Consider the following 19,264-nt stretch of genomic DNA (forward strand, 5'->3'; position numbering starts at 1 on the left):
ATGGGAGCGTTGAACATCCACGGTCTGTGCGCCGCCGCGCGGGCCGTGTTCATGTACACCCGTCCTCGCGTGCGGCGCCCGGCCCTGGTCCTGGGGGACCTGCCCGGCGCCTGAGCGTCCCGTTGTAACCAGCTCTCCCATACCTGCCAGGGCCGTCCGTGTGTCTCTGACCACCGGACAGGCCGTCGGCACCCCTCAGCGTTCCCATACCGCCGCCTCGGCCTGTCCTCGCACACACGAGGACGTGAGCCTTCATGGCACGCGAACGCATTCACCAGCGCAAGAACCTCTCGCAGAACTTTCTCCACGAGCCCGGGGTGCTGGGCATGATCGTGCGCACCGCCCGGCTGCGGCCGGACGAGACGGTGCTGGAGCCGGGCGCCGGCGAGGGCACCCTGACCCGGCTGCTGGCCGGCTCGGCCGGCCGGGTCGTCGCCTACGAGATCGACCCGGCGCTCTCCCGCCGGCTGCCGGACCGCCTCTCCCCCGCACGGAACGTGCGGGTGGTGGCGGGCGACTTCCTGCGGGCCACCCCGCCGCGCACCCCGTTCGCGGTGGTCGGCAACATCCCCTACTCGCGCACCACGGACATCGTCCGCTGGTGCCTGGACGCGCGGGCGCTGACCTCGGCGACGCTCGTCACCCAGCTGGAGTTCGCCAGGCGCCGCACCGGCGACTTCGGCACCTGGCCGCTGCTGACGGTGCGGAGCTGGCCCGAGCACGGCTGGGAACTCGGGCCACGGATCCGCCGGCAGCACTTCACGCCGGTGCCGCGCACCGACTCGGCGGTGCTGCGGATCACCCGCCGGCCCGAGCCGCTGCTGCCGACCCACCGGCTGCCGGAGTTCCGGGCGCTGGTCGCCGAGGGCTTCACCGGCGTCGGCGGCTCGCTGCGGGCCACGCTCTCCCGGCAGCGTCGGTCGTCCCGGGTCCGTGACGCGCTGCGCGCGGCCGGGATCCCGGACGACGCGGCGGTGGGGGTGGTCAGCCCGCCGCAGTGGCTGATGCTGTTCCGGCGCTTGGCGCCGTAACCTCCCGGACGGCAGCGGCCAACTCCGCCGTGGACTCGGCCTCGGTGCATCGCCCCGCCGTGGGCAGGAACAGCACCGGCCTGATCTCCCAGGAGACCCGCACCCCCGTACGGGTCCGTACGGGCAGTCGGCAGGACCCACCGGCCCGCAGCCGGTAGATCGCCTCCCACTGCCCGTACGACAGCCACCGGTACACCCGCTCCGCCTCGTCGGCGTCCAGCAGCGACAGCACCGTGCGCACCTCGACCCGCATCCAGATCAACGCCTGGATCGGCCGCGCGGCGCGCCGCGCCTGGACGCCGACGTCATCGTCCCGCCGGACGACCCGCTCACACCACAGCCCGGGCTCAAGCACGGCCCTGCCCGGCCCGCACCACGGCGGCGAGCCGCCGCGCCGTGTCGACATCGCAGCGGCCGAGCTCCACGAGCGGCCGGGTGTGGAAGACGGAGGTGCACGAGACGAGGTCGACGGCAAGGGACGGCAGCGTGATGCCGGCACCGGCGAGCGCGTCGCTCAACGCTTGGACCGCCGCGGCGGGAGGGGGGTTCATCAGGAGGGTGGCCCTTCTGCTGGAGAATTACGTTCCGCGCCCACAGCGTGACCAGTGGTCATACACTGCGGAAGGGGCTTCGACCCCACAACTCGCCTGCGGCAAAGGAGCGTTGGCCAATGGTTCACCCGAAGGAGCTGAACCCTTATCTGTCCCCGCGAGCTTTCTACGGCGGGGAACTGCGTCGCCTACGAGAGGGCGCCGGATTCTCCCAGGATGTCCTGGGAAAGCGGGTGTTTTGTTCCGGAACCTACATCGGCCAGTTCGAGACTGCCGAACGCCGCCCTCAGCTGGAGATGTCGAAGCTCTTCGACGAGATCTTCGGCACCGGTGAACACTTCCAACGGCTCTGCAAGTTGGTGCACGAGTGCGAGAAGGGCCACGCGCACTACTACGCCGCAGTTATCGAACTGACGAAGAACGCGCAGACCATCTGCGAGTCCACGCAATTGCTCGTCCCGGGCACGCTCCAAACCGAGGACTATGCCCGGGCACTTGTGCGGGCAGCCCACCCCTACGACCCGGATGAAGCGGTCGAGAAGCGGGTCAAGGCTCGACTCGACAGGCAGCGAATGTTGGAGGACCCAACCGCGCCCGAGTTGTGGTTCACGATCCATGAGGCCGCGTTCCGTCTCCCCATGGGCGGGCCAGAGCTCATGCGACGACAACTCGACCGGCTGCTCGAACTGGGGCACGACCACCACCGGGTGGTGCTTCAGGTGATGCCCTTCTCCGCTGGCCCACACCCATTTCTTCATGGGTCGGCCGCACTGATGACCTTCCCCGACGCACCTCCCACGTATTACGCCGAGAGCGACTACTCAGGACAACTCATCGAGGAACCGGCACTCGTGACCCAATACTTCCGAGCCTACGATCACCTACGAGCAGCCGCGCTGTCCCCCAAGGCTTCTCTGGCGCTGATCGGGAATATCGCCAACGACCTCTGGGCCGCATGAGCACGACCAATTGGCCCACTCGTCCCAGAGCAACGGCGATGACGAGCACTGCGGTTGAGGTCGCCGACAATCTCCCCAGCGTCCACCCCGTCCGCGACACCGAGCGCCGCCACGACGGACCGGTCCTCGTTCCCCAGTAGCCGGCCGATGCCGCCACCGCCCTTGCTGTGGGACCAGCACTGCCGTCGCCCCTGTCGGCGGACGCCGAAGCCGGCGAGCTCGCTCGCTACCGCAGGCCGGGCGGCAGTTTCGTCCCGGTGAATGTCGGCCACGCGCCACACGGCAACAGAGACGTGGTTGAGCGGATCGCCGCCGACGCACGGCGCGGCTGGCCGCGACCGTCGAGGACGCCGTCGCCGCCCGCCGCGATGAGTTTCGCCGGCTCCGGCGGTCCATCCTCCGTACCGTCCATGGAGGAGGATTCAGATGGGCCAGCTGCTGAGGGTGCAGAACTTCAACGTCTCGAGTGACGGCGTCGCGGCCGGTGAGGACCAGACTCTCGAACGGCCGTTTGGGCTCGACGGTCCGGAGCGGCTGTTCTCGTGGGCCGGGGCCACGGCGAGTTGGCCCAACCGCACGGACCCGGGCGGCAGTCGTGGTCTCGACGACTACTTCACCCGGGACTTCTCCAACAACATCGGTGCCGAGATCATGGGCCGCAACAAGTTCGGGCCGCAGCGCGGCCCCTGGCAGGACCACGAGTGGCTGGGCTGGTGGGGTGACGAGCCGCCGTTCCACACGCCGGTGTTCGTCATGACGCACCACCCGCGTCCGTCGTTCACCCTCTCCGACACCACCTTCCACTTCATCGACGGCGACCCGGCCACGGTCCTCGCGCAGGCGCAGAACGCGGCGGAAGGCAAGGACGTGCGGCTCGGTGGTGGGGTCACCACCATCCGGGAGTTCCTGGACGCCGACCTCGTCGACACCCTGCACGTGGCGGTCTCGCCGGTGGAGCTCGGGTCGGGGCTGCGGCTCTGGGACTCGCCGGACGAGCTGCGCGACCGGTTCCACCTGGAGGTGGTGCCCAGCCCGAGCGGCGTGACGCACCACCTGTTCTGGCGCAGGTGACGCGACGAACCGCGTCAGGCCGCGAACAGGCGGCGGCACCGAGAACAACGGGGCGCGCGCTGCCGCTGTCCTGAGATGCCTCAATGCATGCGTCGGACCGGCTGCCCGGTCAGTCGGGCGATCGTCTCGAAGTCGGCGTCGTTGTGGAGCAGCGTCAGCTTGTGATGCGCCGCCGTGACGGCGACGAGCAGATCGACCGGGCTGGCACATTGGTGCCAGCCTCGGTCAGCCAGCCCGCGTTGGAGTTCGGCGGCGTCGTCCCAAACGGATTCCCGCATGACGTATGTGGGGAAGGTCTCGCGCAGCAGTCCGTCCGCCTCGTAGTAGGCAGGCCGGCCCCCAACCGCCCGAAGGAACTCCTGGCGCACGGGCTCGCACAGCCCCACCAGGCCGGAGGCGGCGGAGTCGTCCCAGGCCGGACTTGCCTGGCCGCGGTAGAGGCGCACCAGGGCACTGGTGTCGATCAGGAACTGCTCCGTCACGCGGCCGAGCACTCTCCGGTAGCCGAGTCATCCTCGATGAGCGAGAAGTCGATCTCCCCCTCAGCCACCAGTTGTCTCATCCGTGCGATCGCCGCCGCACGCCGCCGTCGATCAACGATTTCCCGCAGGGCGGCGTTGACCGTGTCCTTCTTGGTCTCCGTGCCCAGGTGCCTGGCCGCTTCCGCCAGGGCCTCGTCGTCCAGATCAATCACCGTACGTGACATCGCCACCTCCACGACGCCGTATATACATTTCCCCAGAATGATATCCGACGCCACGCCCGCCGTCTGTGGCGTTCGCCGTCGCGGCCCGTCAGGCCACGGCCGCCTCCGCCGCCGGGCCGGCGGCGGCGCACGCGCCGGCCACCTCGTCGAGGGAGAGGCCAAGCGCGCCGGCCAGGGCCGCGATCGTGAAGAAGGCCGGCGTGGGGGCGCGGCCGGTCTCGATCTTGCGCAGGGTCTCGGCGGAGATCCCGGCCGCCGCCGCGATCTCGGCCATGCTGCGCTCGCCGCGTGCCTCGCGGAGCAGGACGCCGAGGAACCGGCCCCGCTCGCGCTCCTCGGGGGTGAGTGGAGTGCGTACCATGCCCGTGATACTAATACCGGTATAAGAATTGGCACAGGAGGAGTGCTCGGCATGGTGGAGATCAAGACGGACGCGGCGCTGGCGACGATGCGCGAGTCGGGGCGGGTCACCGCCCGGGCCCTGGCCGCCGTGCGGGAGGCCGCGCGGCCGGGCGTGTCGCTGTGTGAGCTCGACGAGGTCGCGCACGCGGTCATCCGGGACGCCGGCGCCAAGCCCGCCTTCCTCGACTACCACCCGCACTTCGCGCCGACGCCCTACCCCGGCGTCATCTGCGCCTCCGTGAACGACGCGATCGTGCACGGCATCCCGGACGGCTACCGGCTGCGCGACGGCGACCTGCTGAGCGTCGACTGCGGCGCCTACCTGGACGGCTGGGCCAGCGACGCGGCGATCAGCTTCACCATCGGCGAGGCCGACCCGGCGGACCAGCGGCTGCTCGACACCACCCGGCAGGCCCTCGAAGCCGGCATCGCCGCCGCCGTGGTCGGCGGCCGGCTCGGCGACATCGGCCACGCCATCGGCCGTGTCAGCCGGGCCGCCGGCTACGGCATCATGGAGGGCTACGGTGGCCACGGCATCGGCCGCCAGATGCACGAGGACCCGTCGGTCCCCAACGAGGCCCGCCCGGGGCGCGGTTACCCGCTGAAGCACGGCCTGGTGCTGGCTCTGGAGCCGATGCTGATCGCCGGCGGCCGGGACGACTGGCACACATCCGCCGACGGCTGGACCCTCCGCACCAACGACGGCAGCCGGGCCGCCCACTTCGAGCACACGGTGGCCGTCACCGACGAGGGACCGCGGGTGCTGACCCTGCCCTGAGGGTCACCCGGCCGTGTGCGCGAGGATCGCGGTGGCCAGTTCCTCGTGCGTCTCCGGCGGCAGCGTGTGGCCCATGCCCGGCACGATCAGCAGCCGTGCCCCCGGAATCCGCTCGGCGATCAGCGCGCCGTGGCCCGGCTTGGCCGGCTCGTGGCTGCCCTCGACGACCAGCGTCGGCGCCTCCACCCGGTGCAGCACGCCCACCGGCTCGAAGTCCGGCTTCGCCGCCGCGGCCAGCCGGTGGTTGGCCACCGCCGACAGATCGCGGGCCCGGTCGTGGATCCGCTCCTGGAGCCGGCGCGCCGCGTCCTCGTCGAACGGCAGCCCGGTGCCGTGCAGCAGCCGTTGCTCGGCGATCATGCCGTCGATCCTGGCGCGCCGGTCCGCGGGCGGCGCGGCGGCCAGCAGCGCGCGGTAGAAGGCCACGAACTCCGGGGTGGGTTCGGGCAGGCTTCCCTCGGGCTGCGGCTCCCCCATCAGGGCCCGCATGATCACCTGGCCCTCGCCGCCGCCGAGCGGCGAGGAGCCGATGACGGTCAGCGTGCGCGCCCGCTCCGGCCGCTCCACCGCGACGAACTGGCCGAGCAGCCCGCCCGCCGAGTGGCAGACCAGGTGCGCGCTCGCCAGGCCGTGGGCGTCCAGCACCCGGTACACGTCGTCCTTGATGTCGTTCCAGGTGTACGGGTCCGCCGCGAAGTCGACGGTGTCCGACCGGCCGGTGTCCCGGTGGTCGTACCTGATCACCCGGCGGCCCCCGGCGACGAGGCGCCCGACGAACTCGTCCGGCCACAGGACGCCCTGCGACATCGAACCCATGACCAACAGGATCGGCGCGTCCGTCTCGGCGCCGAACTCCTCGCTCCAGATCTTCACGTCACTCATGTCTCAGAGCATCTCGGGTTCCGCCGCCGGTGCCTTCCGTAGAACTACCGGTCAGAACCACCAGGCGCGCGAGTTCCGTACGGGAGCCGATGCCCAGCTTCGGATAGATCTTGTACAGGTGGTACTCGACCGTGCGCGGGCTCAGGAAGAGCCGGGCGGCGATCTGCCTGCTCGACAGCCCGTCGGCGACCAGCTCCGCGATGCGCAGCTCCTGCGGGGTCAGCACGTCGAGCGCGGCGGCGGGCGGGGCCTGCCCGCCGCCGCTCTCGCCCGCCGCCCGCAGCTCGGCCCGCGCACGCCTCGCCCACGGCCGCGCGCCCGCCCGTTCGAACGTCTCCCACGCCGTCCGCAGGTGCGGCCGCGCCTCGCCGGGCCGCTGCGCGCGGCGCAGGCGTTCGCCCAGCAGCAGGGCCGTCCTGGCCGCCTCGAACGGGTTGGTGTGCAGCCGCAGCGCCTCGTCGAAGGCGTCGACGGCCTCGTCCGAAGGGTCGACCAGGCCACGGCAGCGGGCCAGCAGGGCGTGCGACTCGGGCGTCGCGGCGTGCGCCGCCCCCCGCCGGTACGCCTCCGACGCCGCCCGCGCCGCCGCGCCGTCGCCGGCGCCCATGGCGGCCTCGACGCGATCCGGCGCCGTCCGCCACGCCACGGTGGGATGCCCGACGCCCGGCCCGGCCGCGGCGAGGGCGGTGAACCGGTCGTGCGCCGCCGCGTGCCGCCCCAGGCACAGGTCGAGCAGCGCCAGCGCGTACGCGGCGACCCCGGCCCGCAGCCCCACCCGGTGCGGCACGGCGATGGCCAGCGCCTCGCGGGCCCACCGTTCGCAGCTCTCCGCCTCGCCGCGCAGCGCCGCGAGCACCGCCAGGTTGGCGAGGTGCGCGGCCACCGTGTTCGTGTAGCCGGCGTCCCTGGCCAGCTCCAGGCCCTCCTCGGAGACGGCCTGGCTGCTCGCCAGCCGCCCGACGAGGCGCTCGCCCGTCGCCACGAACTCCAGCACGACGGGGAGCTGCCCGGCCATCCCCGACACCCTGGCCACCCGTCCGGCCCGGTCGACCAGCTCCGTCGCCAGGTCCGACTCGCCGAGCTGGCTGGCCGCGGCCGCCGCCCACAGGTACTCGGCCGCCTCGCCGAGCTCGCCGGTCCTGGCCAACGCCCGCCGCAGCAGGCCGGGTCCCGCCTCGTGCCCGGCCGACGTCAGGCCGATCCCGGCCAGCGTGTCGCGCAGGAAGCCCTCGGGGTGCGCGGCCGCCCGCCGGCCGAGCTCGACGACGGCCGCCGGGTCGCCGACGTACGAGGCGGCCTCCATCGCGTCGGCCAGCATGTCGAGGCCCTCGCCCGCCGCCAGGATCCGCACGGCCTCGGCGGCGTCGCCCGAGTTCAGCTCGAACCGGCCGCGGAGCCGGGCGATCTCCAGGGCGAGCCCGGCGTCCGCGCCGGCCAGCTCGCGGGCCTCGGCCAGCAGCGACTCGGCCTGCCCGGGTCGGCCGCCGAGCCAGGCGGCGACGGCGGCGTCCTTCAGGCGGACGGCACGGGCGGCCGGCTTCGGGGTCAGCTCGGCGGCCCTGGCCAGCGCGGTGGCGGCGGTGCCGTACCCGCCGCGGTCGCGCGCCCGCGCCGCGGCGGCCGTCAGCTCGGCGGCGACCCGCTCGTCCTGGCCCAGGGCGGCGCCGGCCAGGTGCCAGGCGCGGCTGTCGCCCTCGGTCAGCTCCGCCAGCACGGCGTGCACCCGGCGGATGTCGGCCGGGGCGGCGGCCTCGTGCACCGCCGACCTGACGAGCGGATGGCGGAACCGCACCCGGGTGCCGGAGAGCGTGGCGAGCCCTGACTCCTCAAGCTCCGCCAGCGCTTCCCGGGTCCCCGGAAGACGCTCGGTGGCGCGCAGCACCAGGTCGAGGTCGGCCGCCACGGCGGCGACCAGGGCGAGCAGCCGGGCGGGGGCCGACAGGGCCGTCACCCGCTCGCCGAAGAGCCGGGCGCCGCCGGGCAGCGGGTCGGGCAGCGGTTCGCGCCCGGCGAGCTGGGCGGGCGTCAGGCGGGCGGCGATCTCGCCGAGCGCGAGGGGGTTGGCCCGGGTCCCCGCGACGAGTTCCCTGGCCACCGCGGGCGCCACCCCGTGGCGGGTCGCCAGCAGCTCGGCCGCCGCGGCCCCGGGCAGGCCCGGCACGTCCACCGTCAGCGGCACGCCCCTGACCGGCGCGTCCCCGCGCACGGCGAACAGCAGCGCGATCCGTTCCGTTGCCAGCCGTCTGGCGGCGAACAGCAGCGCGTCGGCCGAGGCCCGGTCGACCCACTGGAAGTCGTCGACCACGCAGAGCAGACCGTCCGGCGCGGCGGCCTCGGCCAGCAGCGACAGCACCCCGGCGCCCAGCAGGTACCGGTCGCCGCCACCGCCCGCGGCGAGCCCGAGGGCGGCGCGCACGGCCTCGCCCTGCGGTTCCGGCAGCGCGTCGAGCGAGCCGGTCACCGGCCACAGCACCTGGTGCAGCGCCGCGAACGCGAGGTCGGACTCGGCCTCCACGCCGGTGGCCCGCAGCACCCGCATCGCGCCGCCGCGCGCGGCCGCCGCGTCGAGCAGCGCCGTCTTCCCCGCGCCCGCCTCACCCCGCAACACCACCGCCCCGCCGAAGCCGTCGCGGGCCCGCGCGATCACCTCGTCGAGCGCGTCGATCTCCGCCGATCTCCCGTAGAGCACGAGGCCCCACTGTAGGAGACCGGCCGGGTGCTGCTCCGCCCCCGAGGGGCATATACGCCGCGTATACTCCTCGCATGCCTGACGTCATGATCCGCGTCCCCGACCATGTCCGCGACCGGTTGGCGGTACTCGCCGAAGCCCGTGGCGTGTCGATCCGCTCGCTCGTCCAGGAGTTCGCCGAGTCGACCCTCACCCTTCAGGAACGCGAGGACCGTGCGGAGCGGGCACGCGCCTACCTCGCGGAGCACTTCGGCGTCCACGTCACCGACGAGGACAGCGACCTCATCCAACGCAAGATCGAGGATGCCTTCGCTAACCGCTCCGAGGCAGCCGCGTGATCCAGCATCACCTGGTCATCGACCATCCGACCCTGCTGGCGCTCGGCTCGGGCAATCGCATGGCTTCCAGTCTGATCCACAACGCCTATCGCAATCACAGCAACAAGCTGTGGGTCCCCGTGCTCTGCGTGCTGGAGGCGGACCGTGAACGTCACGGCGTCGCTGCCCACGTCGGCGCGCTGGAAGTGCTGAACGCGGTCGATCTGACGTTCTCCGACATACTGGCCGTCTCCCAACTCTGCGCCGCCGGTCTCACCCCTGGCATCGCCCATGCCGTGCAGGTCGCCGCGCCGTCCGTGGAGCGCCCGGAGGGCGCCATCGTGGCCACGCTCGCCCCCGATGCCTACCAGGGCACCGGCACGCGGGTCATGGACCTGGACAAGTAGCCTCGCGGCACAGCCGAACCGTCACACCCGGCGGCGGCTCAGGCGTGCCGGTGGTACGCCTTGTTGGCGATGCGCCAGCCGGCCTCGGCGCGGACCAGCAGGAAGACGTCGGTGAAGGTGTCGGCGCCGTGCCGGAGGGTCATGGTCGCGGTGGCGACGGTGCCGTGGACGTCGACGGCGTCGACGCGTCGGGTGCGGCTCGCCTCGTCCGGGGCGGGCCGGCCGGGGAAGAGCGCGCAGTACTCGTCCAGGCCCCACGAGACGAACGCCCCGTCCCGGATCCCCTCGATGTGCGCGGTGGGCAGGAACGCGTCGCGGAAGTGGGCCGGGTCGCCGGTGGCGTGGCCGCGCACGTAGGCGCGCAGCGGTGCGCGCACGGCGTCGTCCACGGCGGGGACCGTGGCGGCGACCGCGATGTCCGCCTCCGGATCGGCGGCGGCGATGGCGGCCAGCTCGGCCGCGCCGCCCGGCGGGCGGCCGGACGCGGTGGCCAGCAGCGCCAGGTCCTTGGCCAGCGCGCCGATGGTGAACTCCGCGGTGGCCGGCTCGCCGCGGAGGAACGGCCCCTTGCGGGCGACAAGGCAGCCGAGCGGGCCGAGTTCGAGGACGTCGAGGACCTGCTCCCGGGGCAGCCCCAGCGCCTCGGCCTGCCGCAGCGCGTCGCGCAGCGCCAGCACGGTGCCGGCGAGGCCGCAGTTGGCGACCAGCTTGAGCGCGGCGGCGGTGGCGGCGTCGGCCACCCGCCGCACGGTGCCGAGCGCGTCCAGGACCGGTCGGGCCCGGTCGAACGCGGCCGGTTCGCCGGCGGCGAGGATCCGCAGGTCGCCGGCCGCGACGGCCGGCACGGAGCCGAGCACCGGCGCGTGGACATAGGCCGGGCCGAGCCGCCGGGCCAGCCCCGCCGCCTCGTCGGGGCCGACGGTGCTGGTGTTCACCACGATCGCGTCCGGCCGCAGCGCGCCGTTGATCCGGTCGACGACCTCCGCGCAGGCCCGGCCGTCGAACAACGCCAGCAGGACGATGTCGGCCTTCGCCACGGCCTCGTCCGGGTCCTCGACGGTGCGGCGGACGTCCCCCGCGCGCCCGGAGCGTGTCCAGCCGACGACGTCCAGGTCGTGGTCGGCGAGTCGGTTGGTGATGGCGGCGCCCATGCGGCCCAGGCCGAGGACGGCGATCGTGTGGTGCGGTGCGGTCATGCGTCCCAGCCTGCGGGCCCGCACTCCCCTGCGACAAGCGCAGATCTCGCAGGGTATCCATGCGTGGAGCGCATACCATCGGTCCCATGGATCTGACCGCCTGGCGGACGTTCGTGACGGTGTGCCGGCTCGGGTCGCTGTCGGCGGCCGCCGCCGATCTTGGCTACACACAGTCGGCGGTCTCCCGGCAGATCGCCGGCCTGGAGCGCCGGCTCGGGGCCGAGCTGGTGCGGCGGCACGTGCGCGGCGTGCGTCCGACGCCCGCCGGCGAGGTGTTCCGGCACCACGCCCTGCGCACGCTCAACGAGGCGGACCGCGCCGTGCGGGCGGTTCGCGACGGTGCGCCGAGTCGGCCGCTGGCCGTCGGCGCGACCCCATCCCTGGCCGCCGGGATCGTGCCCGCGGCGATCCGCCGCCTGCTGGACGGGGCCACGCCGCTCAGGTGGAGCCTGTCCCCCGCGCTGAGCGCGCGGCTGCACGAGCGCGTGGTCGCCGGCGAGCTCGACGTCGCCGTCGTCACCGACGCGCCTCCGGGGCTGCCCGACGATCCGCGGGTCGAGCGACGCTTCCTCGGCATGGACGAGATGGTCGTCGTGCTGCCCGCCGACCACCCGCTGGCCGGGCACGGCCCGGTGCCCGTCGAGGCGCTGGCCGACGAGGTCTGGGTCGAGGACAACGACGGCTCGGCGGCACTGCTGCGCCAGCACGCCGCCCGGGCCGGCGTCACCGCCCGCGTCGACCTCGCCGCGGCCGACCTGCCGGGCAAGACGGCCCTGGTCGCGACCGGCCACGCCATCGCCCTGATCCCCGGCGCGCTGCGGGGCGCGCTGCGCGCCGACGTCACCACGGTGGCCCTCGTCGATCCCCCGACCCGCGGCGTCTACGCGATCACCCCACGCCAGGACCGGCACCCGTCGGCGACCCCCCTGCTCGACCAGCTCGCCGCGGCCTTCGACACGCGCCGCGACGCGACGGAATGACCCAGTATGTCCCCATGAGCAGCGCGCCCCTGCACCGGCCCATGGCCGCCCGCGATCCCGAGGAGGAGCACCGGGTGGCCACCCCGCTGGAGCTGTTCTTCGACCTGTGCTTCGTGGTCGCCGTGGCGCAGATCGCCGGCGAGCTGCACCACTACGTCGCGGACGACCACGCCGGCCACGCCGTGCTCAGCTTCCTGGCCGGCTGGTTCGCCATCTGGTGGGCCTGGATGAACGTCACATGGTTCGCCTCCGCCTACGACACCGACGACGTGCCGTACCGGATCGCGCTGCTGGTGACCATCACCGGCGCGCTGATCCTCGCCGCCGGCGTCACCCAGGCCTTCGAGCAGGGCGACTTCCTCATCATCGCCATCGGCTACACGGTGATGCGGGCCGCCCTGATCACCCTGTGGCTGCGGGCCGCCCGCGCCCACCCGGAGGGCAGGGCCACCGCCCGCCGCTACGCGCTCGGCCTCGCCGTCGTACAGGCGGCGTGGCTGGGCTGGCTGCTCCTGCCGCCCGGCCTCCAACTGCCGCTGTTCGCGGCGTTCGCCGCCTGCGACCTGGCGGTGCCGGTGTGGGCGGAGCTGGCCCGCCGCACGCCGTTCCACCCGCACCACATCGCCGAACGGTACGGCCTGTTCACGCTGATCGTGCTCGGCGAGTCCGTGCTGTCCGCCACCACGGCCGTGCGCTCGGCCGTGGACACGCAGGAGGCGACGGCCCGGCTGTTCACGGTGGCGGCCGGCGGGCTGCTGATCGTCTTCTCGATGTGGTGGCTGTACTTCGCCAAGCCCGCCGCCGAGCTGCTGCTCTCCCAGCGGACGGCCTTCGTCTGGGGCTACGGCCACTACCTGGTGTTCGGCGCGGCCGCCGCCGTCGGCGCGGGGCTCGCGGTGAACGTCGACCACTCCGTGCACCACGCCGCCGTCGGCCGCGTCGCGGCCGCCGCGGCCGTCACCCTCCCCGTCGCGCTCTTCCTGGTCGTCCTGTGGCTGCTGCACATCAGGCCGCACCAGGTCGGCGGCCGGCAGGGCCTGCTCTTCCCGCTGACGGCGGCGCTGGTGCTCGCCGCCACCCTCCTGCCCGCCGCCGTGCTGGTCACCGGCCTGCTGACGGCCGCCCTCGTCGCCGCCGGCACGATCCCGCGCCACCCCTCACGCTGACTCCCGCCGCCCTCGGTTCAACCGCCAGGCGCCGTCCAGGAGTTGGACGCCGCCCGCCAGCATCAGGACGACGCCGAACGGGTGCGCGTCGAACCAGCCGAGCTCCAGGTCGCCGCCGAACAGCCGCAACAGGCCGCCGACCACGACCAGCGCGCCGCCCTCCACCAACCGTGCCTTGCCAGGAGCCATCGCCCCGCGTCCCCTCTCGAACGTCCGCCACGGACACGCTCGACGCTAGGCCCGGACGCCCGGCCCCTGCCTCGGCCCGCGGGACGATCGTCGGCGCCCGCGGTACATCGAACGACGGACCACTCCACGGGGAGATCACAGCTCGGCGACACCGCCGCCGTAAGTTCACCGGCCAGGCGATACTTGCCCTATGCCGACCTCCGCCGTCCCCTCCCGTTCGGAACTGATCGAACACCTCATACAGACCAGGATCGCGGGCGAGGTCGCCACCCCCCGGGAGAACAACCTGGCGCACTACCGGGAGCTGGCCAACGGCAACCGCTACTACTGGCTCGGCCTCGAGCTCGGCGACCGCTGGACCGACGAACAGGACGTGCTGGCCGTGATGGCCGAGCGGTGCGGCGTCGACGAGGACCCGGAGCACCGGCAGGGCCAGGACACCATCGACCCCGAACTGACCGTCGACGCCCTCGACCGGGCCGCGACACTGCTGCGGAAGGCCGTCGCCGACCGCCAGCGGGTGCTGGTGGCCACCGGCCACCCCGGCGGGCTGCTCGGCGTGCACGTCCGCACCGCCGCCGCCCTCCGGGCGGCCGGCTGCGAGCTGGTGCGGGTGCCGCTCGGCCTCACCGCCGACGAGGGCCGGATCGCCCAGTTCGCCGACGTCGCCGTCTACGAGCGCGGCGCCTCGCTCTGGCACACCCACTCGCCACGACCGATGGCCGAGATCCTGGACGCCCTCCCCCAGGAGGGCGAGCCCTCGCCCGACCTGGTGATCGCCGACCACGGCTGGGCCGGCTGCGCGGCGGAACGCGGCATCGAGACCGTCGGCTACGCCGACAGCAACGACCCGGCCCTCTTCCTCGGCGAAGCGGAGGGCACGCTCACGGTGTGCGTCCCCCTCGACGACTACGTCACCAGCCCGCACTTCTACGAACCCCTCACCGCCTACCTGCTGGACGCGTCCGGCCTCACGCCCGCGTAGCGGACGCCTGGCCGGCGGCGACCCCCGCGCGGAGCGCGACCGAGGCCGGGCCGGTGGCTAACCGGCGGTGGTGCCGGGGTCCGTGGTGCCCTGCCTGCGTGGAGCGGCCTTCTTCGCGGTCGTCTTCTTCGCCGCGGTCTTCTTGGTCACCGCCTTCTTCGCCGCGGTCTTCTTCGTCGCCGTCTTCTTCGCTGTGGTCTTCTTCATCGCTGTCTTCTCGGTCGCGGCCTTGCGCGCGGGTTTCTTCGCCGCGGGCTTCTTCTCGGTGGCGGGCCCAGCGGCAGCGGCGCTCGCGGGCGACGGCCGGTCGTCGTCGGTCACCGTCATGGCCTGCGGCGGCGTGTCGCGGCGTGTCCAGCGGTGCCACCAGTGGTGGCGGCGTGGGTGGAGGGCGTGGCCGAGCCGGCGGCCAGCCAGCACGTAGCCGACGAGGGCGCCGGTGGTGTTGAGGATGACGTCGTCGACGTCGAAGGCGCGGCCCTCGACGATCAGGCCCTGGGCGATCTCCACCAGCACCATCACCAGGGCCGTGAAGGCCGGCACCCGCAGCAGGCCACGGATACGTGGGAAGAGCATCGGCAGCAGCACGCCGAACGGCATCCCGAGCAGGACGTTGCCGCCGACCTGCTGGAGGATCGAGAACCGGTCGGGCTGGTCGAGGTAGGCGCGGATCGAGGAGCCGGGCTCCAGGTTGGTGTGGATCATCTCGGTGGAGGCCGGCGAGGGCACCAGCGTCACCCGCGCCAGGGCCACCGCGAAGGCGACCATGCACACCAGGGCGACGAACAGCACGACTGTCCTGGCCAGCGAGGCGCCCCAGGAGTCGCGCTGGAGGAACGGCGTCCGCTCGCCGGGCGACGGCGCGGACGTAGGCGTCGGCATCGACATCGGCACTCCTTCGGTCGGCGACCGGGATCCGCTGCCCCGGCGTCTACCCGCGGCGGCCAGCGCCCACGCGGCCCACGCGGCGCCGCCGGCCGGCGTGGTGGCACAGTGGGAAGTCCGCCCCCTAGCCCTGGAGACACACCATTCCCATGCGGTTGCTGCTGATACGCCACGGCCAGACCCCCTCCAACCTCAAGCACCTCCTCGACACGGCCGTGCCGGGGCCGGCGCTGACGCCGCTCGGGCAGCAGCAGGCGGCGGCCCTGCCCGAGGCGCTCGCCGCGGAGGAGATCGGCGCGCTGTACGCCTCCACCCTGATCCGCACCCAGCTCACCGCGGCGCCGCTGGCGGAGCGGACCGGCCTCGAGGTCCGGGTGCGGGACGGCATCCGGGAGCTGTCCGCCGGCGACCTGGAGATGCGGGGCGACGACCAGGCCATCGAGACGTACCTGACCACCGCCTTCGCCTGGTCGGCCGGGGACACCACGCGCCGGATGCCGGGCGGCGAGAACGGCGTGGAGGCCCTGGGCCGGTTCGACGCCGTCGTCGCGGAGGCCGCCGGCACCGGCGCGGAGACCGTGGCCCTGGTGAGCCACGGGGCCGCCATCCGGACCTGGGTGGCCGCCCGGGCGGCCAACGTCGACGTGGCGTTCGCCGCCGCCCACGAGCTGCGCAACACCGGGGTGGTGATCCTCTCCGGCGCCCCCGACGAGGGCTGGCGGCTCCTCAGCTGGGAGGGCCGTTCCGTGGGCGCCGAGGACAGCGGCCCGGCCGACAGCGGTCCCGCCGGCGCCAGCGTCGAGGACGGTCTCCCCGACCAGTGAGCTAGCCGCGGTCGCCGAAGGCCGCCGTCGGGTCCTGGCCCGTCTCCCACCAGACGCCCAGGCGTTGGCGGGCCAGGCGCCAGCCGGCGGCGGTCCTGACGAACTCCCAGTCGTAGGGGCCGCCCATCGCGTATGGCGTGGCGCGCATGTCGGGACGGGGCACGGCGACGAACCACAGGTAGCCGATGCCCGTCGCCCGGTCGCCGCGTACCTCGAAGGCCGTGTTGAGGATGTGGTGCTGCATCGCGGCGTAGCCGGACTCCGCCTCGACCACGGTGCGGCGGATCGCGTCCCGGCCGCGCACCTCCTGCCACGGCCCGAACTCGAAGACGGCGTCCTCCGTCCAGCACTCGCTCCAGGTGTCCCAGTCCCTGGAGTCCAGGGCCCGCCAGCCGCGGATCATCAGGGCCCGCAGGTCGCGGTCGTCCTCCAGCGCGCGCACCCGGTCGAGCAGCGCCGCGTTCCCGGCGGCGTTCACTGGGCGCTCGCGGCCGGGCGGACGATGATCTCGTTGACGTCCACCTCGGCGGGCTGGGCGACGGCGTAGGCGATGGCGTCGGCGATCGCCGAGGCCGGCAGCGCCACCGCGCGGTAGGCGCGCATGGCCTCCCGCGCCACCGGGTCGCCGATGCCGTCCGCCAGCTCGGACTCGGTCACGCCGGGGGACACCAGCGTGACGCGGATGTCGCCGGACGACTCCTGGCGCAGGCCCTCGGAGATGGCGCGCACCGCGAACTTGGTGGCGCAGTAGACGGCGGCGGTCGGCACCACCTCGTGGGCGCCGACCGAGGCGACGTTGACGACGTGGCCGCCGCCCTGCTCCCGCAGGTGCGGCAGCACGGCGGCGATCCCGTGCAGCACGCCGCGGACGTTCACGTCGATCATGCGGTCCCACTCCTCGGTCCGCAGCGCCTCCAGCGGCGACAGCGGCATCACCCCGGCGTTGTTCACCAGCACGTCGACGCGTCCGAACGTCTCCAGCGCGGCGGCCACGAAGGCGCGGGTGTCGGCGGCGTCTGTGACGTCGAGGCCGCGGTACCCGACCTGGCCGCCCGCCGCGCGGAGCTCGTCGGCCAGCGCCGCAAGGCGCTCGACGCGGCGGGCGCCGAGGAAGACGCGGTGTCCGTCGGCCGCCAGCCGCCGCGCGGTCGCCTCGCCGATTCCGCTGCTGGCTCCCGTGACCAGCACGTTCCTGATGTTCCTGGTGTTCCTGGTGTCGCTCGTGGATGTCACCACGGCTGCTCCCTTCTCTCAGCGGGTGACGTCCACTCTCCGGACGCGGCGTCCCGGCAACCAGGACAGCCGTTGCCCGGGTGTGGCACACCCAGGCACCGCGGGCCGGCCCGCGCCTACGCTGGACGGGTGAGCGACAGGGTGAGGAACAGGGTGAGCGACAACGCACTCGGCGAGTTCCTGCGCGCCCGGCGCGCCCGCCTCGGCCCCGAGGAGCTCGGCCTGGCCTCGTACGGGCGGCGGCGCGTGCCGGGGCTGCGGCGCGAGGAGGTGGCGGTGCTGGCCGGCGTCAACGGCGACTACTACGCCCGGCTCGAACAGGGCCGGGAGCGGAACCCGTCGCCCCAGGTGCTCGGCGCCCTGAGCGACGCCCTCCGGCTGGACGCCGAGGCCAGGGACCACCTCTTCCGGCTGGCCGGCGCCGCGCCCGACGGGCGGGGGCCGGCCACCGACCGGCGGGTCTCGCCCGAGCTGGTGACCCTGCTCGACGGCTACGCGCACACGCCGGCGCTGGTGCTCGACGCGACGCTCGACGTCCTCGCCGCCAACGCGCTGGCCCGCGCCCTGTTCTCGCCCTTCCGGCGGCTGGACAACCTGGCGTTGACGGCCTTCCTCGACCCGGCCGCCCGCTCGTTCTACCGGCGTTGGCCCGAGGTGGCGGAGGCGACCGTCGCGAGCCTCCGCCACGGCACGGGCCCCGACCCGGACCACCCGCGACTGCGGGAGGTGGTGGACACCCTGCTGGCGGCCAGCGCGGAGTTCGCGGCGCTGTGGCGCAGCCACGTCGTGTCCGTCAAGAGCCAGGGCCCCAAGGAGCTGGACCATCCGGAGGTCGGCGTCCTGTCCCTCACCTACCAGACCTTCGACGTGCGCGCCGCGCCGGGGCAGCAGCTCGTGGTCTACCAGGCGCCTCCGGACAGCCCGAGCGCCCAGGCCCTGGCCCTCCTCGGCAGCCTCCACGCGCCGCCGCCCCAGCCGGTCGAACACTGATCCCGCGACGACCGGAGGCGGCTCAGCCGCGGGCGATGGCGATGCTGCCGGCGAGGCGCTCCCCCGCCTCGTAGATCATGTACGGCACCCCGCGGTCCGTGCCGAACGCCGGCGCGGCGGCCCGGCCGTTGTCGGGTGCCCCGGCCAGCGGGCGGTAGAAGACGCCCAGGTGGTCACGGCGGGAGAAGTCGGCGCCGACCTCGGTGATCCGGATGGTCCCGCCGCTCGCCCGGTCGGTGTGGTAGACGACGTACGCGGAGCCGTTCCTGGTCAGCAGGTGCGGGCCGCTCAGGTCGTTGACGCCGATGTCGGAGTACCTGATCAGCGGCTGGCTCGCGAAGCTCCAGCTCCGCCCGTCCGGTGACCAGCCCCAGCCGATGGAGCGGTGGTTGGCCGTGGTGTTGATCATGAAGAGCATCACGTAGCGGGCGCCCCGGTCCGGCAGCGCGTGCGGGAAGACCCGGGCGTAGGAGGCCTCGGTGGTGCCCGAGGGCAGCATCGAGGTGGTCAGCACGGTGCGGTCGTAGACGAAGTCGATGCCGTTGGACGAACGGGCAAGCCGGGTCGTGGTGTTCTCGCCGTGGAAGTAGAGCCACAGCTCGCGCTCGCCCTCGTGCCACATGACGTGGGGCGAGGAGACGTGGCTGACCGAGTAGTGCGGGGACCAGCGGTTGGAGACGATCGGGTTCCCCGGGTACTCGGTGTAGGGGCCCGCGATGGAGTCCGCGTACGCCAGGCAGATGCCGCCGGGCGCGTCGTGCGGCGCGTAGTAGAGGTAGTAGCGGCCCAGCGGGGCGGACAGCCGGTCGTAGACGCCGCGGACGCAGGGGAAGATGATCTCGCCGGTGGGGTTGTAGGAGAGCCGCCCCGGGGTCAGCAGCGTGCCGAGGTGGCGGTAGTCGGGAAAGCCGCCCGGCGCCGCGGCGGCCGGGGTGGCGGGCGTGCCGAGGGCGAGCAGGCCGCCGGTGGCCGTGGCGGCGGACAGGAAGGTACGGCGGTTCAGAGGCATCAGGGACTCCGTCG

General features: G+C 73.6%; 24 protein-coding genes. 11 read left to right on the forward strand and 13 right to left on the reverse strand.

Features of this window, described 5'->3' with window-relative positions:
* Positions 1 to 254: 254 nt before the first annotated feature.
* Positions 255 to 1,031, forward strand: a complete 777-nt coding sequence (gene erm, locus RNC47_RS08140) for an ErmE/ErmH/ErmO/ErmR family 23S rRNA (adenine(2058)-N(6))-methyltransferase (protein ID WP_311596889.1) — start codon at positions 255 to 257, stop codon at positions 1,029 to 1,031.
* Here the strand turns inward: erm and RNC47_RS08145 are convergent.
* Both RNC47_RS08145 and RNC47_RS08150 read right to left on the reverse strand, forming a co-directional pair.
* Positions 985 to 1,386, reverse strand: a complete 402-nt coding sequence (locus RNC47_RS08145; RefSeq protein WP_311596891.1) for a hypothetical protein — start codon at positions 1,384 to 1,386, stop codon at positions 985 to 987. The two genes, erm and RNC47_RS08145, sit on opposite strands and share 47 nt — an antisense overlap.
* Entirely contained in the window at positions 1,379 to 1,582 is a 204-nt protein-coding gene (locus RNC47_RS08150; protein WP_311596892.1) for a hypothetical protein, read from the reverse strand. Before RNC47_RS08150 ends, RNC47_RS08145 begins: the two co-directional genes overlap by 8 nt.
* Positions 1,583 to 1,701: 119 nt before the next feature.
* Between RNC47_RS08150 and RNC47_RS08155 the strand changes: the two genes are divergently transcribed.
* Positions 1,702 to 2,541, forward strand: coding sequence for a helix-turn-helix domain-containing protein (locus tag RNC47_RS08155; RefSeq protein WP_311596894.1), 840 nt, complete (start codon positions 1,702 to 1,704; stop codon positions 2,539 to 2,541).
* Between the two features lie 426 nt (positions 2,542 to 2,967).
* A complete protein-coding gene (locus RNC47_RS08160; RefSeq protein ID WP_311596895.1) occupies positions 2,968 to 3,612 on the forward strand; it encodes a dihydrofolate reductase family protein in 645 nt (214 codons plus the stop codon).
* An 80-nt stretch (positions 3,613 to 3,692) separates the two neighbouring features.
* Here RNC47_RS08160 and RNC47_RS08165 read toward each other — a convergent pair whose 3' ends face one another.
* From RNC47_RS08165 to RNC47_RS08175, 3 genes are all read right to left on the reverse strand, one after another.
* Entirely contained in the window at positions 3,693 to 4,094 is a 402-nt protein-coding gene (locus tag RNC47_RS08165; protein WP_311596897.1) for a PIN domain nuclease, read from the reverse strand.
* Positions 4,091 to 4,318 (reverse strand): type II toxin-antitoxin system VapB family antitoxin, encoded by a 228-nt coding sequence (locus RNC47_RS08170; RefSeq protein WP_311596978.1) that lies wholly within the window; start codon positions 4,316 to 4,318, stop codon positions 4,091 to 4,093. The genes RNC47_RS08165 and RNC47_RS08170 overlap by 4 nt, the downstream gene beginning before the upstream one ends.
* A gap of 88 nt (positions 4,319 to 4,406) precedes the next feature.
* Positions 4,407 to 4,679, reverse strand: coding sequence for a helix-turn-helix domain-containing protein (locus RNC47_RS08175; protein WP_311596899.1), 273 nt, complete (start codon positions 4,677 to 4,679; stop codon positions 4,407 to 4,409).
* Between the two features lie 51 nt (positions 4,680 to 4,730).
* Here RNC47_RS08175 and map point away from each other — a divergent pair, with 51 nt between their 5' ends.
* Positions 4,731 to 5,498 carry a type I methionyl aminopeptidase gene (gene map / locus RNC47_RS08180; RefSeq protein WP_311596901.1) on the forward strand — a complete coding sequence of 256 codons (768 nt, stop codon included), beginning with the start codon at positions 4,731 to 4,733 and terminating at the stop codon, positions 5,496 to 5,498.
* Positions 5,499 to 5,501: 3 nt separating this feature from the next.
* Here map and RNC47_RS08185 read toward each other — a convergent pair whose 3' ends face one another.
* Both RNC47_RS08185 and RNC47_RS08190 read right to left on the reverse strand, forming a co-directional pair.
* Positions 5,502 to 6,380 (reverse strand): alpha/beta fold hydrolase, encoded by an 879-nt coding sequence (locus RNC47_RS08185; RefSeq protein ID WP_311596903.1) that lies wholly within the window; start codon positions 6,378 to 6,380, stop codon positions 5,502 to 5,504.
* On the reverse strand, positions 6,373 to 9,069 hold the full coding sequence (locus RNC47_RS08190; RefSeq protein ID WP_311596905.1) for a helix-turn-helix transcriptional regulator: 2,697 nt from the start codon (positions 9,067 to 9,069) through the stop codon (positions 6,373 to 6,375). Before RNC47_RS08190 ends, RNC47_RS08185 begins: the two co-directional genes overlap by 8 nt.
* Before the next feature lie 74 nt (positions 9,070 to 9,143).
* Here RNC47_RS08190 and RNC47_RS08195 point away from each other — a divergent pair, with 74 nt between their 5' ends.
* Both RNC47_RS08195 and RNC47_RS08200 read left to right on the forward strand, forming a co-directional pair.
* Positions 9,144 to 9,407 carry a hypothetical protein gene (locus RNC47_RS08195; protein ID WP_311596907.1) on the forward strand — a complete coding sequence of 88 codons (264 nt, stop codon included), beginning with the start codon at positions 9,144 to 9,146 and terminating at the stop codon, positions 9,405 to 9,407.
* Positions 9,404 to 9,793 carry a PIN domain-containing protein gene (locus RNC47_RS08200; RefSeq protein ID WP_311596909.1) on the forward strand — a complete coding sequence of 130 codons (390 nt, stop codon included), beginning with the start codon at positions 9,404 to 9,406 and terminating at the stop codon, positions 9,791 to 9,793. The genes RNC47_RS08195 and RNC47_RS08200 overlap by 4 nt, the downstream gene beginning before the upstream one ends.
* 38 nt (positions 9,794 to 9,831) lie before the next feature.
* Here the strand turns inward: RNC47_RS08200 and RNC47_RS08205 are convergent, their stop codons facing one another.
* The gene (locus RNC47_RS08205; protein WP_311596980.1) at positions 9,832 to 10,998 is read right to left on the reverse strand and encodes a nuclear transport factor 2 family protein; all 1,167 of its coding nucleotides are present in this window, start codon (positions 10,996 to 10,998) and stop codon (positions 9,832 to 9,834) included.
* A gap of 77 nt (positions 10,999 to 11,075) precedes the next feature.
* Here RNC47_RS08205 and RNC47_RS08210 point away from each other — a divergent pair, with 77 nt between their 5' ends.
* Both RNC47_RS08210 and RNC47_RS08215 read left to right on the forward strand, forming a co-directional pair.
* Positions 11,076 to 11,969: a LysR family transcriptional regulator gene (locus tag RNC47_RS08210; protein ID WP_311596911.1), complete on the forward strand. Its 894-nt coding sequence runs from the start codon at positions 11,076 to 11,078 to the stop codon at positions 11,967 to 11,969.
* 14 nt (positions 11,970 to 11,983) lie between these two features.
* Positions 11,984 to 13,135 carry a low temperature requirement protein A gene (locus tag RNC47_RS08215; RefSeq protein WP_311596913.1) on the forward strand — a complete coding sequence of 384 codons (1,152 nt, stop codon included), beginning with the start codon at positions 11,984 to 11,986 and terminating at the stop codon, positions 13,133 to 13,135.
* Here the strand turns inward: RNC47_RS08215 and RNC47_RS08220 are convergent.
* Positions 13,127 to 13,324 (reverse strand): DUF5708 family protein, encoded by a 198-nt coding sequence (locus RNC47_RS08220; protein ID WP_311596914.1) that lies wholly within the window; start codon positions 13,322 to 13,324, stop codon positions 13,127 to 13,129. The two genes, RNC47_RS08215 and RNC47_RS08220, sit on opposite strands and share 9 nt — an antisense overlap.
* 190 nt (positions 13,325 to 13,514) lie before the next feature.
* Here RNC47_RS08220 and RNC47_RS08225 point away from each other — a divergent pair, with 190 nt between their 5' ends.
* A complete protein-coding gene (locus RNC47_RS08225) occupies positions 13,515 to 14,309 on the forward strand; it encodes a phosphatase (RefSeq protein ID WP_311596916.1) in 795 nt (264 codons plus the stop codon).
* 57 nt (positions 14,310 to 14,366) lie between these two features.
* On the opposite strand, the gene RNC47_RS37580 is transcribed toward RNC47_RS08225, so the two are convergent.
* A complete protein-coding gene (locus tag RNC47_RS37580; RefSeq protein ID WP_394814733.1) occupies positions 14,367 to 15,191 on the reverse strand; it encodes a VanZ family protein in 825 nt (274 codons plus the stop codon).
* Between the two features lie 152 nt (positions 15,192 to 15,343).
* Between RNC47_RS37580 and RNC47_RS08235 the strand changes: the two genes are divergently transcribed.
* Positions 15,344 to 16,018, forward strand: coding sequence for a histidine phosphatase family protein (locus RNC47_RS08235; RefSeq protein ID WP_311596917.1), 675 nt, complete (start codon positions 15,344 to 15,346; stop codon positions 16,016 to 16,018).
* A gap of 1 nt (position 16,019) precedes the next feature.
* On the opposite strand, the gene RNC47_RS08240 is transcribed toward RNC47_RS08235, so the two are convergent.
* Both RNC47_RS08240 and RNC47_RS08245 read right to left on the reverse strand, forming a co-directional pair.
* Positions 16,020 to 16,496 carry a nuclear transport factor 2 family protein gene (locus tag RNC47_RS08240; protein ID WP_311596918.1) on the reverse strand — a complete coding sequence of 159 codons (477 nt, stop codon included), beginning with the start codon at positions 16,494 to 16,496 and terminating at the stop codon, positions 16,020 to 16,022.
* Entirely contained in the window at positions 16,493 to 17,251 is a 759-nt protein-coding gene (locus RNC47_RS08245; RefSeq protein ID WP_311596919.1) for an SDR family oxidoreductase, read from the reverse strand. Before RNC47_RS08245 ends, RNC47_RS08240 begins: the two co-directional genes overlap by 4 nt.
* A gap of 153 nt (positions 17,252 to 17,404) precedes the next feature.
* On the opposite strand from RNC47_RS08245, the gene RNC47_RS08250 reads away from it, so the two are divergent.
* On the forward strand, positions 17,405 to 18,241 hold the full coding sequence (locus RNC47_RS08250) for a helix-turn-helix transcriptional regulator (RefSeq protein ID WP_311596921.1): 837 nt from the start codon (positions 17,405 to 17,407) through the stop codon (positions 18,239 to 18,241).
* Positions 18,242 to 18,263: 22 nt separating this feature from the next.
* Here the strand turns inward: RNC47_RS08250 and RNC47_RS08255 are convergent, their stop codons facing one another.
* Positions 18,264 to 19,250, reverse strand: a complete 987-nt coding sequence (locus tag RNC47_RS08255; RefSeq protein ID WP_311596922.1) for a twin-arginine translocation signal domain-containing protein — start codon at positions 19,248 to 19,250, stop codon at positions 18,264 to 18,266.
* Positions 19,251 to 19,264: the final 14 nt, after the last annotated feature.

This window comes from Streptomyces millisiae, assembly GCF_031845425.1.
Lineage (GTDB): Bacteria > Actinomycetota > Actinomycetes > Streptomycetales > Streptomycetaceae > Streptomyces > Streptomyces millisiae.

What these genes read in the sequence shown, in the direction of transcription:
- erm (WP_311596889.1), top strand. Translation starts at nt 255, where the DNA reads ATGGCACGCGAACGCATTCACCAGCGCAAGAACCTCTCGCAGAACTTT.
- RNC47_RS08150 (WP_311596892.1), bottom strand. Translation starts at nt 1,582, where the DNA reads ATGAACCCCCCTCCCGCCGCGGCGGTCCAAGCGTTGAGCGACGCGCTC.
- RNC47_RS08155 (WP_311596894.1), top strand. Translation starts at nt 1,702, where the DNA reads ATGGTTCACCCGAAGGAGCTGAACCCTTATCTGTCCCCGCGAGCTTTC.
- RNC47_RS08160 (WP_311596895.1), top strand. Translation starts at nt 2,968, where the DNA reads ATGGGCCAGCTGCTGAGGGTGCAGAACTTCAACGTCTCGAGTGACGGC.
- RNC47_RS08170 (WP_311596978.1), bottom strand. Translation starts at nt 4,318, where the DNA reads ATGTCACGTACGGTGATTGATCTGGACGACGAGGCCCTGGCGGAAGCG.
- RNC47_RS08175 (WP_311596899.1), bottom strand. Translation starts at nt 4,679, where the DNA reads ATGGTACGCACTCCACTCACCCCCGAGGAGCGCGAGCGGGGCCGGTTC.
- map (WP_311596901.1), top strand. Translation starts at nt 4,731, where the DNA reads ATGGTGGAGATCAAGACGGACGCGGCGCTGGCGACGATGCGCGAGTCG.
- RNC47_RS08185 (WP_311596903.1), bottom strand. Translation starts at nt 6,380, where the DNA reads ATGAGTGACGTGAAGATCTGGAGCGAGGAGTTCGGCGCCGAGACGGAC.
- RNC47_RS08195 (WP_311596907.1), top strand. Translation starts at nt 9,144, where the DNA reads ATGCCTGACGTCATGATCCGCGTCCCCGACCATGTCCGCGACCGGTTG.
- RNC47_RS08210 (WP_311596911.1), top strand. Translation starts at nt 11,076, where the DNA reads ATGGATCTGACCGCCTGGCGGACGTTCGTGACGGTGTGCCGGCTCGGG.
- RNC47_RS08215 (WP_311596913.1), top strand. Translation starts at nt 11,984, where the DNA reads ATGAGCAGCGCGCCCCTGCACCGGCCCATGGCCGCCCGCGATCCCGAG.
- RNC47_RS08220 (WP_311596914.1), bottom strand. Translation starts at nt 13,324, where the DNA reads ATGGCTCCTGGCAAGGCACGGTTGGTGGAGGGCGGCGCGCTGGTCGTG.
- RNC47_RS08225 (WP_311596916.1), top strand. Translation starts at nt 13,515, where the DNA reads ATGCCGACCTCCGCCGTCCCCTCCCGTTCGGAACTGATCGAACACCTC.
- RNC47_RS37580 (WP_394814733.1), bottom strand. Translation starts at nt 15,191, where the DNA reads ATGCCGACGCCTACGTCCGCGCCGTCGCCCGGCGAGCGGACGCCGTTC.
- RNC47_RS08235 (WP_311596917.1), top strand. Translation starts at nt 15,344, where the DNA reads ATGCGGTTGCTGCTGATACGCCACGGCCAGACCCCCTCCAACCTCAAG.
- RNC47_RS08255 (WP_311596922.1), bottom strand. Translation starts at nt 19,250, where the DNA reads ATGCCTCTGAACCGCCGTACCTTCCTGTCCGCCGCCACGGCCACCGGC.